At 70.5% G+C, this 13,979-nt stretch carries 8 protein-coding genes and 1 pseudogene; 4 read left to right on the plus strand and 5 right to left on the minus strand.

Annotated elements, in window-relative coordinates:
* Positions 1 to 5: 5 nt before the first annotated feature.
* Both FHR38_RS30945 and FHR38_RS30950 read right to left on the minus strand, forming a co-directional pair.
* The gene (locus tag FHR38_RS30945) at positions 6 to 3,014 is read right to left on the minus strand and encodes an FAD-binding and (Fe-S)-binding domain-containing protein (protein ID WP_184538824.1); all 3,009 of its coding nucleotides are present in this window, start codon (positions 3,012 to 3,014) and stop codon (positions 6 to 8) included.
* Positions 3,014 to 4,783: a thiamine pyrophosphate-dependent enzyme gene (locus FHR38_RS30950; protein WP_184538825.1), complete on the minus strand. Its 1,770-nt coding sequence runs from the start codon at positions 4,781 to 4,783 to the stop codon at positions 3,014 to 3,016. The genes FHR38_RS30945 and FHR38_RS30950 overlap by 1 nt, the downstream gene beginning before the upstream one ends.
* A gap of 158 nt (positions 4,784 to 4,941) precedes the next feature.
* Here FHR38_RS30950 and FHR38_RS30955 point away from each other — a divergent pair, with 158 nt between their 5' ends.
* Entirely contained in the window at positions 4,942 to 5,400 is a 459-nt protein-coding gene (locus FHR38_RS30955) for a hypothetical protein (RefSeq protein ID WP_246446801.1), read from the plus strand.
* 9 nt (positions 5,401 to 5,409) lie between these two features.
* Here the strand turns inward: FHR38_RS30955 and FHR38_RS30960 are convergent, their stop codons facing one another.
* Positions 5,410 to 5,994: a GNAT family N-acetyltransferase gene (locus FHR38_RS30960; RefSeq protein ID WP_312882505.1), complete on the minus strand. Its 585-nt coding sequence runs from the start codon at positions 5,992 to 5,994 to the stop codon at positions 5,410 to 5,412.
* 532 nt (positions 5,995 to 6,526) lie between these two features.
* On the opposite strand from FHR38_RS30960, the gene FHR38_RS30965 reads away from it, so the two are divergent.
* Complete coding sequence (locus FHR38_RS30965) at positions 6,527 to 7,573, plus strand: hypothetical protein (protein ID WP_184538827.1); 1,047 nt, start codon at positions 6,527 to 6,529, stop codon at positions 7,571 to 7,573.
* A 135-nt stretch (positions 7,574 to 7,708) separates the two neighbouring features.
* Positions 7,709 to 8,949: pseudogene (locus FHR38_RS33680) on the plus strand (S8 family peptidase).
* Positions 8,950 to 9,055: 106 nt separating this feature from the next.
* On the opposite strand, the gene FHR38_RS30975 reads toward FHR38_RS33680, so the two are convergent.
* A complete protein-coding gene (locus FHR38_RS30975) occupies positions 9,056 to 11,812 on the minus strand; it encodes a DUF6493 family protein (protein ID WP_184538829.1) in 2,757 nt (918 codons plus the stop codon).
* Entirely contained in the window at positions 11,809 to 13,209 is a 1,401-nt protein-coding gene (locus FHR38_RS30980) for an SWIM zinc finger family protein (protein ID WP_184538831.1), read from the minus strand. The genes FHR38_RS30975 and FHR38_RS30980 overlap by 4 nt, the downstream gene beginning before the upstream one ends.
* 105 nt (positions 13,210 to 13,314) lie before the next feature.
* On the opposite strand from FHR38_RS30980, the gene rnhA reads away from it, so the two are divergent.
* Positions 13,315 to 13,881, plus strand: a complete 567-nt coding sequence (gene rnhA / locus FHR38_RS30985; RefSeq protein WP_184538833.1) for a ribonuclease HI — start codon at positions 13,315 to 13,317, stop codon at positions 13,879 to 13,881.
* Positions 13,882 to 13,979 lie beyond the last annotated feature (98 nt).

Here is a 13,979-nt window from a genome sequence, read left to right on the forward strand (position 1 = left end):
CCAGATCACCCGAGGACATGGGCGCGGCCGGGACGCCGGGCGAGCACCTGTTCCGGGTAGTCCCCTGGGGCCAGCCCCCGGACGGCACCGTTGAGGATCTCGGCAAGGTGTACGGCCCGGCGGCCGATCGCCGCGTCCTCGATCTGCGTACGGCAGGAGAAGCCGTCGGCGACGAGCAGGGTGCTCGGGTCAGCGGCGCGTACGGCCGGCAGCAGGACCCGTTCGGCGCAGGCCAGGGAGACGTCCCGGTGTTCGGTGGTCATACCGAAGTTGCCGGCCAGCCCGCAGCAGCCCGAGTCGAGGACCTCGACGTCGAGACCAGCCCGCGCCATCAGCGTGGTGTCCGGGTCGAAGCCCAGAACAGCGTGCTGGTGGCAGTGGGTCTGCACGACCGCCTTCGGCCGCCGCCCGTCGACGCCGGTCAGCTGCGGGGTGAAGTCGGGGACCCGCTCGGTGAGCAGTTCCGCCAGCGTCTTGGTCTGCGCGACCAGCCGTTCGACGTCCAGGTCGTGGCCGAGCAGTTCGTGTGCATCGGATCGGAAGACCCCGGTGCAGCTCGGCTCCAGGCCGACCACCGGCAGGCCGTCGCGCAGATAGGGGGCGAGGACGTCGAGGCTGCGCCGCAACACCCGCCGGGCGGTGCCGAGCTGACCAGTGGAGATCCAGGTCAGGCCGCAGCAGACCTGCTGGGTGGGCATGACCACCCGGAACCCGGCCGCTTCCAGCACCCCCACCGCTGCTGCCGCCACATGCGGCGACAGGTAGGTGGTGAAGGTGTCCGGCCAGAGCAGGACCTGCCCCCGCTCGCCGGAGCCGCCCGGGGTGCGGCGGTGGAACCAACGCTTGAAGCTGGCCGCTGCGAAGGTCGGTAGCTGCCGTCGTGGATCCACCCCGGCGAGCAGCTTGGCCAGGGTGCCGACCCCGGGGGTACGCGCCGCGCGGTTGACCGTGCCGGGGGCGAGCGTCGCCAGCCGGGCCCAGACCGGCAACCAGCCGAGGCTGTAGTGGTCGCGAGGACGGATCCGGCCGGCGTAGTGGTGGGCGAGGAACTCGGCCTTGTAGGTGGCCATGTCGACGTTGACCGGGCAGTCCCGCTTACAGCCCTTGCAGGCCAGACAGAGGTCGAGAGCATCGGCTACCGCCGGATCCCGCCAGCCGCCGGTGATGGTCTCACCCCGCACCATCTCGAACAACAGCCGGGCTCGGCCCCGGGTGGAGTGCTGCTCGTCGCCCGTGACCATGTAGCTGGGACACATCACCCCGTTCCCGCCATGCCGCCGGCACTTACCGACGCCGACACAGCGGTTGGCGGCGCGGGCGAAGCTGTCCTGGTCGGACGGGTATTCGAAGAAGGTGGCGGGTTCGGCCGGGGCGTAGTCGGGGCCGAGGCGCAGTTGGGAGTCGAGCGGGTTGGCGTGTACAACCTTGCCCGGGTTCATCCGGTTGTCCGGGTCGAAGATCGCCTTGAACTCCTCGAACACCCGCACCATGTCGGGGCCGTACATCTTGACCAGCAGTTCACCTCGGGCCTGTCCGTCACCATGCTCGCCGGAGAGCGACCCGCCGTGCCCCACGCACAGGTCGGCGGCCCGCTCGACGAAGGCCCGGAACTGCCGCACCCCCTGCACGGTGATCAGGTCGAACGGGATGCTGGTGTGCAGGCAGCCGTTGCCGAAGTGCCCGTAGAGGCTCGCGGCACCATAGCCGAACTCGTCGAGCAACTTACTGAACCCGCTCAGGTAGTCCCCGAGCCGCTCCGGCGGCACGGCCGAGTCCTCCCAGCCCGGCCAGGTGTCCGGCATGCCCGGCACGCGAGCGGTGGCCGCCAACGCGGACTCACGTACCTGCCAGATCTGGTCCTCGTGCTGCGGATCATCAAACACCTGCACCGTCGGCGGGTGCTCGCCCTGACTCAGCGTCTCGACGAGCACGTCGACCTTGCCGCGCGCCTCCGCGACGGTGTCGCCACCGAACTGCGCCAGCAACCAGGCACCGCCCTCCGGCAGCAGGTGCAGCGCCGCAGGATGCATGTGTTTGCGCATCTCGTAGCCGATGAGCTTGTCATCCAGCGCCTCCAGCACGAACGGCTGGTGCGGATTCACGTCCCGTACGGCGTGCGCGGCGGCGACGATGTCGTGGTAGCCGAGCAGCACCATCGCCTTGGCGGGTGGTTCGGGCAGCAGGGCCAGCTCGGCGCGCAGCACGGTGACACAGGTCGACTCGCTGCCCACCAACGCCTGCGCGACGTTGAAGCCATGCTCGGGCAGCAGCGCGGCCAGGTTGTAGCCGGAGATACGCCGGGGCAGCTGGGGCAGGTTGCGCAACGCGTCGGCGTGCCGGTCGACCAACTCGCGGAGGCGACGGTGGATGTCGGCCGGTCGGCCACCGGCGGCGAGGATCCGCTCGTACTCGGCGTCGGAGGTGGGGCCGACCCACATCCGGACGCCGTCGTAGGTGAGCACCTCCAGTCGCCGGACGTTGGCGGCGGTGGTGCCGCTCCACTGGGCGGTCGAGCCGCAGGAGTTGTTGCCGATCATCCCGCCGATGGTGCAGTGCGAGTGGGTGGCCGGTTTCGGACCGAAGATCAGGTTGTCCCGCCGCCGGGTGTACGCGTTGAGTTCGTCCAGCACGATGCCCGGCTGCACGATCGCGCTACGCAGCGCCGGGTCGAAGGACTCGACGCGGTTGACGTACTTGGTGAAGTCGATGACGACCGCGACATTGCAGCACTCACCGGCCAGGCTCGTCCCCCCGCCCCGGGCGAGCACCGGTGCACCGTACTCCCGACACAGTTCGACGGTGGCGACCACGTCGGCCAGGTCCCGGGGTACGACCACGCCGATCGGCACCTGCCGGTAGTTGGAGCCGTCGGTGGCGTAGAGCGCCCGACTGCCGTCGTCGAAGCGCACCTCGCCGACGACGCGGCGGGACAGCGCCTCGGCCAGGGCGGTGACGTCCACCTCGACGGGGCGCCCACCAGGGCGCATCGTGGGGGTGGGAAGGACAGTCGCCATCACCGCTCCCGCAACTGCTGGATCTTGTCCTTGAACAGGGTGGTGGCGATCGACGCCCGATGCGGCTGCCCGCGCAGGAACGCCTCGGCGAAGTGCTTCGCCTGCTCGTACTTGATTTTCCCGGGCATCGGCGGCTCGTTGGCGTCGACCACCACGTCGACCAGTGCCGGACCGTCGTACGCCAACGCCTCCCGCAACGTCCCGCGCAGGTTACCGGGCCGGTCGACGTACGCCCCGAACCCACCGCAGCCACGCGCCCAGCCGGCGTAGTCCGGTTTCGAGCCCTCGAACCGCACACCGTACTCGGGATAGCCGAGCACCATCTGTTCCCACAGGATCTGCCCGAGGGAACTGTTGTTGTTGATCACGACCTTGATGGGCAGCCGGTACCGGCAGGCCGTATGGAACTCGGCCATCAGCATGGCAAACGCCCCGTCACCGGGATAGGCGATCACCTGCCGATCCGGATAGGCGTGCTGGATCGCGATCGCGTACGGCAGTGCGGGTGCCATGGTGGCCAGGTTGCCGGAGAGGTAGAACTCCCGGTCGCCCCGGATCGTCCAGTGCCGGGCCGCCCAGGTCGCCACGGTGCCCGAGTCACAGGTGAGTACGGCGTCGTCGGTGGCGAGGTCGTCGATCAGTGCGGCGAGGTACTGCGGGGCGATCGGGTCGCGGTCGGCGGACTCCAACGCCGCCATGTTGGTGCGCCAGCCCGCCATCTTCGCCTGATAGCTCGGTAGCAGCCGCCGCTCCGGACGGCGACGCAGCATCGGTAGCAGCGCCTCCAGGGTCGCGGCAACGTCTCCGATCAGCGGCACGTCGGTCGGCATCCGTACCCCGGCCCGAGTTGGCTCGATCTCGACCTGCACCGTCTTCACCTTGCCCGGGGTGGGCAGGTGCTTGGTGTAGGGGAAGTTGGTGCCGAGCATGACCAGGGTGTCGATCTCCTCGATCAGCTCCTCGCTCGGCTTCGTGCCGAGCAGGCCGATGCCCCCGGTGGTGTACGGCGAGTCGTCGGCCAGCACCATCTTGCCGGAGAGTGTCTTGATCACCGGCGCATCGAGGGTGTCGGCCAACTGTTCGACCAATCGTCCCGCTCCCCTGGCCCCGATGCCGACCAGGATGCCCACCTTCTGCCCCTCGTTGAGCAGCCGGGCCGCGGCGCGTAGTTCCGCCTCCCGGGGCCGGACCGCAGGGGCCAGGTAGATGGGGGCGGTCACCGGCGGGTTCGCCGGGGCAACCAACTCGTACGGCTGCTGCCCGGCCTCGGCGACCTGTATGTCGTTGGGCACCGTCAGGTGCGCCACGCCCCGCCGGCCGTACGCGGTGCGGATCGCGATGTCCACCAGGCTGGGTAGCTGCGCCGGGTTGACGATCATCTCGTTGTAGACGGCGACGTCGGCGAAGAACCGGTCGAGTTGCACCTCCTGCTGGTAACCGGTGCCCAGCACGCTGGTCTCCTGCATCCCGGTGATCGCCAGGACCGGTTGGTGGTCCATCTTCGCGTCGTAGAGCCCGTTGGCCAGGTGGATCCCGCCCGGTCCGCTGGTCGCCAGGCACACCCCGATCTCCCCGGTCGCCTTGGCGTGTGCGGTAGCCATGAAGGCCGCCGCCTCTTCGTGGTGCACGAGCACAAACCGGATCCGGTCGGCGTTACGCCGCAGGCCCTCCATGATCCCGTTGATGCCGTCACCCGGCAGACCGAAGACGGTCCGGACACCCCAGTCGGCCAGGCGGCTGACGAGCACTTCGGCGGCAATCGCACCCATGCCGGACCGCATACCCGCTGCGCATGACCTAAACGTTCGGGTCGACCGATGCTGGCGTCGTTCCGGCTCGCCAGGGCGGGATCCTGGCCGCATGGCCAGCGGTCACCTGGGCATTCAGCCGGACGGGGACACGTATCCGAGCAGATGGGGTGGCTGCCATGAACGCGAGGAAGCAACCGTCGACCAGCGGCGGGTCTGGCCGTGCCGGAGATCGATCCGGCCAGCCGCCGACCGACGGATCCGGCCCGGACACCGGTGGCCCTGAGTCGGCGGGGGTGTGGGGTTGGGGCGGTGGTTTCGATCGGGACACCCCGGTCGGCGTCGGTGCGGACTCGCCGTTGGACGAGGGCAGCGAGCCGACGGCTGTGCCACCGGGCCGGCGGGGTGAACGTCGGGCCGGGGAACCGAGCGAACCCACCGGGCCGGCCGGGCGGCACGGGTTCGGCCCGGTCGAACCGAGCCGGATACCGGCCGCCGGGCCGGGTGCGCCACCCGACCCCGCGCCGCGCCGCCGGACCTTCCCCGACGAGACGATGACCGGTGACCTGCCGGACAACGCGGTCGAGGAACAGACCGGCATGCGTCCGGAGGGCGTCTCGAAACGAAGCGCCCGGTAACCGCAGTCGTCAGCCGGCCGGGTCCGGATCACTGTCGAGTCGGGCATGCACGTGCATGTCGTGCCAGCCGTCGGTGTGCCGGGCCTCGCCGCGTTTCGTGCCCTCGGCAGTGAAGCCGGCGCGTTGCGCCACCCGGCAGGACGCCGGGTTCGATGTCGAGTGGTACAGCTCGACCCGGTGCAGACCGAGGGTGGCGAAGGCCCAGGTGGCCAACGTCGTCAGCGCCCGCGGGGCGACCCGCCGACCCCGGGCGGCGGGCAGCACCCAGTACGCCGCCTCGGCCTGTCCCTCGGACAGATCGAGGCGACGCAGACTGATCTGGCCGACGACCTCCGACGAGTCGACCACGGCCCAACCCGCGCCGGTCTCGGCCTGCCACCGGTCGGGCCAGTGGGCGATCCAGTCCCGCGCCTCGGCATCGGTCATGGTCCGGCAGTGCCAACGTTGGATGGCCGGATCGGCGTACCCGGCGAGCACCGCCGGACGATCCGACGGCTCCCAGGGACGGAGGACAAGACCGTCGGCCCGGAGCAGGGGCTGCTTCAGCATCGCCATGTTCCCGGCTGACAGGACGGGTTCGACCAGGGACGGCACGCGCCCACTATAGCGACGTCCCGAATGCCCCTTCCTGCCCAGGAACGTCCCCGAGCACCGCGAGATCAGCCGGGAAGAGGCCATCCCGGACGCTGATTCACGCACAGAACGCCGAGTCCCAGTCCGGTCGACGCCCCTCCCGATCGAACTGCGGCACCACGGACCATGGCCGGACGCGAACAAAACAACTTGGAATCCGCCCACCAAGACGCACTTCGCCATCATGAACGCGAAGTCCGGCACATGTCCGAGCGCGTTCTGGGGGCTGACGGCACGGCCATCGACCAGCCGAACTGACTCGATCAGCCGCCCGACCAGCGAAATACATTCGCGCACAATTTTCTCCACCCCAGATTGGACTTCATCTGAGACATTGAATGTTCCCCGACATAAGCGGACACGCTCCTCAATCGCGAATTTCGCTTATTACATCGACGCCTATAGGTGTCTTACAGTGAGCCGGCCGGCGCCACGAGAGATGGCACCTCGGGGTGACCGGCGTTCCCATAACCTCCCTCGAAGGGATCCGTCCATGGGTATCGCAAGCCGGTCGGTCGGCCGGTCCGCTCCTCGACTCCTCGTCGGAGCGGTGCTGGCCGCGCTACTGACCATGTCGACCGCTGGTGCCGCGTTGGGTGACACCAGCACCACCGTTCCGTCGAGCGCCGACTCGACGATCGCCGCTCCGACCGATGTCTACATCCGGGACGTCGCCGCCGACGTCGGCCTCCAACCGCACAGCTACAACCCGCTCTGGGCCAGCCCAGACATCAAGGTCTGCCACACCGCGGTCGAGTGCGCGGTGAGTCAGAATCCGATCGTCGGCATCACGAACTACATCTTCGTGAAGCTCCGGAACCCCGGCCCGTACGGTTCCGGGCTCGGCAACGGCACGTTGCGCGTCTACCGCACCACCCCGGGTGGCGGCGCGACCTGGCCCGGCGCATGGACGCAGATCGGCGCGGTGAGCGTCCCGGTGCCCGCCGGCACGACCACGGTGACCATTCCGTGGAACGGCGTACCCGGTCCCGGGCACTTCTGCCTGCTCGCCCGGTGGGTCTCCCCCACCGACCCGATGGTCTTCGAAGGCCCGGACATCAGCCTCAACACCCGTTACAACAACAACATCGCCTGGCGCAATGTCAACTCGGTGAACCTGTTCGTCGGCCAACCGCAGGTCCGGCCGTTCGCCATCGGTAACTCGCTCACCGTGGCGACCCGCAACGACCTGGTCTTCACCCCGGTCGGGGCCCCGTTCCAGGCTGCCGGCGGCCGGATCATCGCCGACCTCGGCCCGACCCTGTTCGAGCGTTGGGTGGCGGCCGGGCGGCCCGGTGAAGGCATCCGGGAGGTCGGCAGGAACCAGGTAGAGATCGTCAGCCAGGGCTCAGCCCGGATCAACGACCTGCTGCTGAACCCGGGTGAGCGGCCGGAGTTCTCGCTCATCTTCACGGCGACAGCCGCGACGACGCGCCCGTTCACGCTGCACGTCAACCAGGCCGGCCCGGACAAGGAGGGCGCGGCCAAGACCGACCTGGGTGGTGTGGAGTACCAGATCACGGTCGGCCAACAGGGCTGACCCCACCCCTGCCGGGGCGGGGTGGGGTCACCGGACACCGTCCGCCCCACCCGCCCCGGCACCGGCCGCACGTAGCACGCCGACTCGGCTCGTGTCGGGTCCCACCACCGGCACGGCCCACTGAGGAGTGATCCCATGTCTCACCACCGCTGCGCGCAGCCCGGCCACCCATCGTCCCGACCGATCCACCGCCGGCCCCTCGTACGATGGTGGCGGTGTCCCGCCGCCGTCCTGACCAGCCTGGTCCTCGCCACTGTCGCAGCCAGCCCGGCCGCAGCGGTCCCCGCCACCGGCGTCGTGCTCGGTGCCGGCAGCGCCGGTGCCGTACCCGGCAGTTATCTCGTCGTGCTCAAGGGTGACCACCGGCTGGACGCGGCGACCAGCACCGAGTTGGCCGCCCGCCACGGCGGCACGGTGACCCGGGTCTTCGACCGGGTTCTGCACGGTTTCGCCGCTCAACTCACCGAAACCCAGGCCCGGCGACTCGCTGCCGATCCAGCGGTGGCCTACGTCGAGCAGGACCAACGAGTACAGGCCATGGGCAGCCAACCCAACCCGCCATCGTGGGGGCTGGACCGGATCGACCAGCGCTACCTGCCGTTGGACGGTACCTACCTCTTTGGCCCGAGCGTCGGTGTTCGGCTCTACGTCATCGACACCGGTATCCGGATCACCCACGCCGACTTGGGCGGTCGAGCGCTGTACGGGTACGACTCCGTCGACAACGACTACGTCGCCCAGGACGGTAACGGGCACGGCACGTTCGTCGCCGGGCTCATCGCCGGCAACGTCCACGGCGTGGCGAAGACCGCCACCGTCATCGCGGTACGGGTGCTGAACAACTCCGGTGCCGGCACAGTCGCCGGGGTCATCGCCGAATCAACTGGGTCACCGGTAACGCGGTCGCCCCCTCCGTCGCGAACATGAGTCTCGGCGGTCCGGCGAGCAACGCCCTCGACACCGCGGTACGCAACTCGATCAGCAGCGGGATCACCTACACCGTGCCGGCGGGCGCGGCTAACGGCAACGCGAACACCAGCTCGCCGGCTCGGGTCACCCAGGCGCTGACCGTCGGGGTGACCGACCGCAACGACGTGGTCCCGGCGTGGTCGAACTGGGGCGATGTCATCGACATCTGCGCCCCCGGTGTGCAGGTCGTCTCCCTGTGGAACGCCAGCGACAGCGCCACCTACACCGCCAGCGGAACGTCCTTCGGCGCGGCGCACGTGGCCGGTGCCGTCGCGCTCTACCTCTACGACAATCCGGCGGCCAGCCCGGCGACCGTACATTCGGCCATCGTGTCGCATGGCACCACCGGTATCGTCCCGGATGGCCGGTGCGGCGCCCCCGGCCGGTTGCTCTACACCGGCGTGTGAGGCATGACAGCTCCGGCCGGTCGCTCCGCTCCTTCACCCGCCTCCGGCGGTGGTACGTGGCTACCACCGCCGGAGGGTCCCGATCGCGACCAGCGGTACGTCCGGCTCAGCCGGCGAGTACCCGCTGGAGTCGGCGCGCCTCGGTCGCCAGTCGACTCGTACCACCGCGCGCGGCGACAGCGGTGAGTTCCGGGCAGGGCACCGGGTCACCCGCACCACGGTGCGTCGCCACCTGGGCCCCAAGGGCCAGCAGGTCGGGCAGCCCTCGGGGCGCGGCGGGCAACAGGCCGGGTAGCGCGGCGACGATCACCTGCCACACGGTCGCCCCCGCGCCGGCCCGGGCCGCGTCGGCCAGCGCCGGCACCACCCGGCTCAACTTGATCGTCCCGTCCGCACCGAGATCACCCAGTTCGCGCCCGACCCCGGCGGCGAACTCCGTACCCGTGCCGGACAACAGCAGGAACGCGTCGACCCCGGCCACCCGGTCGGCCTCGTGGCGGGCGGCGAGCGTGTAGGCCAACGCGAGGACCATCGCCGATCCGACCGGGCCGTCGCATTCCGCCAGCAGCGGCAGCAACGCACCGTCGCCCCGGCCGTCGCTGTCGGCCAACGCCGCGATGCCCGGTAGCGCCCACGCGGCCACCACCTCGCGATGGTGCGGCAGCGTCGCGGGCCACAGGTCACTGGCCGTGACCGAAGCGATCGTCGGCGTCGTCCTGCGATGCAGGGTGAACAGTTGCTCGTCGAGACGACCGAGCGGTTCGCCCGCTGGCTGGAGATTGACCACGACCCGGCGGACCAGGGTGGCAGCGGGTTGCCAGTAGTTCCGCGACCGGTTCGGCTCGGGGCGCTGCTCCACCCGGACTGCCACCGGATCCGACGCCCCGCCGGCTGCCAACCAGCCGGCGAGACGTTTCCCGGACGGGGAACTCAGTGCCCGGACCCGGGTGCCCAGCGTCGGATCCGTCTCACGAGGCAACCGCAGCAGCGCCTGTTCCAGGTCTCTCGACCAGGGTTGCCAGCCGGCCGCCTCCGCTGCCTCGATCCGGCCGAGCAGCACCTCGACGGCGAGTGATCCGGTGACCGACGTGGGGGTCGAGACCAGCAGCGGCACCGGCCGACGGTCTAGTTGCACCGCGACCTCCGCGATCCGCAACCCGAGCACCTGGTCGAAAGACCGTGGAATCCCCGAGTCCGGCAGTCCGAACGAGTCGTCGTCCCGGGCACCTCGGATGACGGTGACCCGGCGCACCCCACCAGCAGCAGACGATGTCCTGCGCGACGACACCATCCGGTTCCAGACACCGCTGTGCCGGCCGGGCGTGATTGCGCTGCGGATCGCCTCTCCGAGCCAGACCAAGCGATGCTGGTGCACCCAGGTCTGGTTGTCGAAGACATCTTCGTGGCGGTCGAGCACCGCCATCAGCGCGTCGGCCAGACCGGCCCGGTCGACGGCATGCAGTGCCACGAGGCCGGCGAGGATCCGCTCCCAGGCCACCGCCGTTTCGCCGCCGTGCACGAGGGCCGCGATCTCCTCCGCCAACTCGGCGGCGCTGCCGATCGGTGTGGGCATCTCCGCCGGGGTGGGTACCGGTAACCCGAACAGCCCAGCCGAGGTGCTGTCGGCCGGCGTCTCGCCCGAGGATGCGCCTGCGGTGCCGAACAGTTCGGCAGCCCGGGTCGGTAGGTCCCCGCCGAGCAGGTCCGCCGAGACCGCCAGCCCGGCCACCGCCGCGGCATCCACCCGGGTCAGGTGCCTGGCCACGACGGTAAGAGCCCGGTCCTGGACATCGAGCGCCTCGTGTCCGAACGCGACCGACACCACGTCGAGCACCTCGCCGGCCCGGTCGGGGTGTCGGCGGGCCACCCGGTCGAGCCAGCCGAGCTGGGCCTTCACCAGTCCTTTCTCCCGTCGGAGCAGGGTCTGCCGGCTCACGTCCAGCAGGGTCGCCAACTCCAGCCGTCCGGCATCGTCGATGACGCGCAGGGCACGCTGGGCCAAGCCGGCGACGGTGCTCGACGCGTCCGGCAACAGCCGGGCGTAGTCGAGGACCCGGTCGGCGAGTTCGTCGACGGTCGGGGTCAGCGTCTCGTGCAACAGCAGGAACGGGCGCAGCGCACCGGGCCGGTCGCCACGCAGGAACCGACCCAGGCAACCGTCCAGCAGGACCTTGCGGTCCAACCGCCCCTCCCCGGCCAGCAGCGCGAGCGTGGTGGGGAAGATCGGGGTGTCGTCCCACACCCCCCGCTGGTTGTCCCACCTGCCCTGGACGAGGTGGTTGCCGATTCCGTCGACCTCGAAGATGGACGGGAGGACCAGGTCCAGGAAGGGATCGTCGCGCAGCCGGTCGGCGAGGGGCACCGCACGCCGATGCGGGTCAACGGTGAGCACCCCGTTCAGCCAGCCTCGCAGGAAGCCCTCATTGGCCGGTGGCGTGGCTCCGGTCTCGATCAGCAGTGCCGCCACGAAGTTCCAGTGGAAGGCGTCCCGGTCGAGTCGGTCGGCGAGTCGTACGGCGAGATCCCCGAGCCACGGCACCTGCCGGGCTCGGGCCAGGTCGAGGAAGAGCCGGGTGGGGATGCGGCCCCACACGTCCCGCACGCTGCGCCGGCACAGCAGTGCGGCGGCCCGCGCCGCCGAGGGTAGGCAACCGATCGCGGCCAGTCCCACCCCGGCGGCCGGATTGCCCTTGTCGCCCCACCACCGGTCGGCGGGCACCTGCCGGACGTACGCCTCCAGGTCACGGGCCAACGCGAGACGCTGCTCCTCGGTGGCTGCGATGAGCAGCCGAAACACGCTGCTCCGGTCAACGCGTTCGATCCGGTCCCGGAGCATCGGCCAGGTCAGCGTCGACTCGGTCACCTCGTCACCTCGGTCCCGGTCACCGTGCCCGACTGGGTCACCGGAGCGGCTGCCGCCTCGGGAACATCCCGGTCCACACCGTCCCGCACCATCCGTACCGCCAACGCGTGCTTGCACGGCCCGCGTCCGCCCCGGTGTTTGGCCCACCAGGGACAGGTGCAGGTCAGCCCGACGTCGGACAGCCGTACCTGATAGTTGCCGTTGTCGCCGCGTACGGTGGCCAGGTCGCCAGCCAACGTGACGGCATGTGCCGCGACCAGTGCCCGTGCCGCGCGGAGCCGGGGGTTCATCCGCTCGATCGTGCCCGCGTCGTAGGGAAGTGTCCGGTGGAAGTAGCCGGCCTCGGCCACGTCGTAGCCGACCCGACCGGCGGCGCCGAGCTGGGTCAGCGCGGCCCGCACCCGTACGGCGTCGAGCCCGGACGCGTCGGCCAGCACGGCCGGGTCGATCGTCGGATCCCAGGACAGCAGGGCGCTGATCAGGTCGGCGTCGTCGGCGACCTCGTCGGAGGCGAGCGCGGACAACACCGCTCCCTCGCCGGAAAAGCCTCGGTGCGGTTCGGGCGAGAGCGTCACCGACAGCCGCATCGCGGGGGTGGTCAGCTCCCAGGTGCTCGACACCGGGCCACTGCTCGCCCCCACTGGCGGGCCGTAGATCCGCAGATGGGTGGCGAAGCGCAGGAACGGGCGCAGGGCAGCGAGCCGGCCGGCTCCGGGCAGGCAGACCGCCCCCGGCAGCGGTCGGGAGGTCAGCCGCAGCGTCCGGCCCGCTGGCACCGCCCAGAGCACGGACCAGTCGTTACCGGCGGGCAGTCGACGCAGAAACGCCATGGCGTCGGTCGCGCCGACCTGGGCCCGGAGGTCGAAGCTGGACGTGATCACCTGGGCTTCGGCGAAGCCGCGCAGCCAGCGTGACGGCAGCGGCACCTTGCGCTCGACGATCGGCCCGTCGAAGGTGGTGACGGTAAGGTCGTCCGGGCCGACCGCGAGGTGCAGCGGGTCCGCGCCAGCCACCCGGGCCAGGGCCTGCCGCAGCGGCGGGTTGACGTCGACGTTGGTAGTGCCGTGCGCGACGATGTCACCATCCAGGCCAGCCGACAGCACGTCGAGGCGGGCGTAGACGCCGCAACAGCCGGAGAACGACTCGAACCGCAGCCGGTCCCGGCCGCCGGTGACCACCGGGTCCAGGCTCGCCGGGTTGATCGGCTGGTGGTAGCGGGTGCGCGCCACCTCGGCGACCGCGAGCAGGCCGACGGCCGCCGCCTCGGCGGCGGTGACGAAGCCGGTGAAGAACCTCGGGTGGGTGGTCGGGCCGCCGGAGGTCTGTAGGGTCAGGTGCCCGCCGTCGGGCGCGAGGCTCGACGAGCCCAGATAGGAGTACGACGCAACCGCTGCCATGGCCCGGGAAACTACCTCCGGGGTACGACGCGCCATCGACCCGGCACTCCCCACCCGGTCGGGAGGTGCACGATATGCGGCGCTCCGGACCGGTATCGTGCCGTCGTGACCGACCACGAGAACCAGCGAGCCGTGGACATCTACACCGACGGCGCGTGCAGCGGCAATCCGGGACCGGGCGGGTGGGGCGCGGTACTGCGTTACGGCAACACGGAGAAGGAGATCCACGGCGGTGAGGCAGGCGACACCACCAACAACCGGATGGAGCTGATGGCAGCTATCCGGGCGTTGGAGAGCCTGACCCGGCGGGTGATGGTACGGGTGCACACCGACAGCACCTACGTGCGCGACGGCATCACGCGGTGGCTCCCCCGGTGGAAGGCCAACGGCTGGCAGACCGCCGCCCGGCAGCCGGTCAAGAACGCCGACCTGTGGCAGCGGCTGGACACGGCGACCAGCGGCCACGAGGTGCGCTGGCACTGGGTGAAGGGGCACGCGGGACATCCGGAGAACGAGCGCGCCGACCGACTGGCGGCCAAGGGGCTGCGGGAGGCGTGCGCGTCGGCTGGTCTTCCCGTACCCAGCGACGGTCCGAAGGCGCGTCGGGTCGGGCGGTCCACCGCAGCGGCCGGCACGGCGAGCCGCAGCACGGTGCCTGCCGCACGAGGTTAGTCCAGCGGGCCGGTACAAACGTCGGCCCCACGGAGCATGTCACGCCCAACCGCACGGCAAACCCTTGCCCTGTCCGTCGCCCTTGGGCGTGGCCGCCT

The sequence above is a fragment of the Micromonospora polyrhachis genome (genome assembly GCF_014203835.1).
GTDB classification, from domain to species: Bacteria; Actinomycetota; Actinomycetes; order Mycobacteriales; family Micromonosporaceae; genus Micromonospora_H; species Micromonospora_H polyrhachis.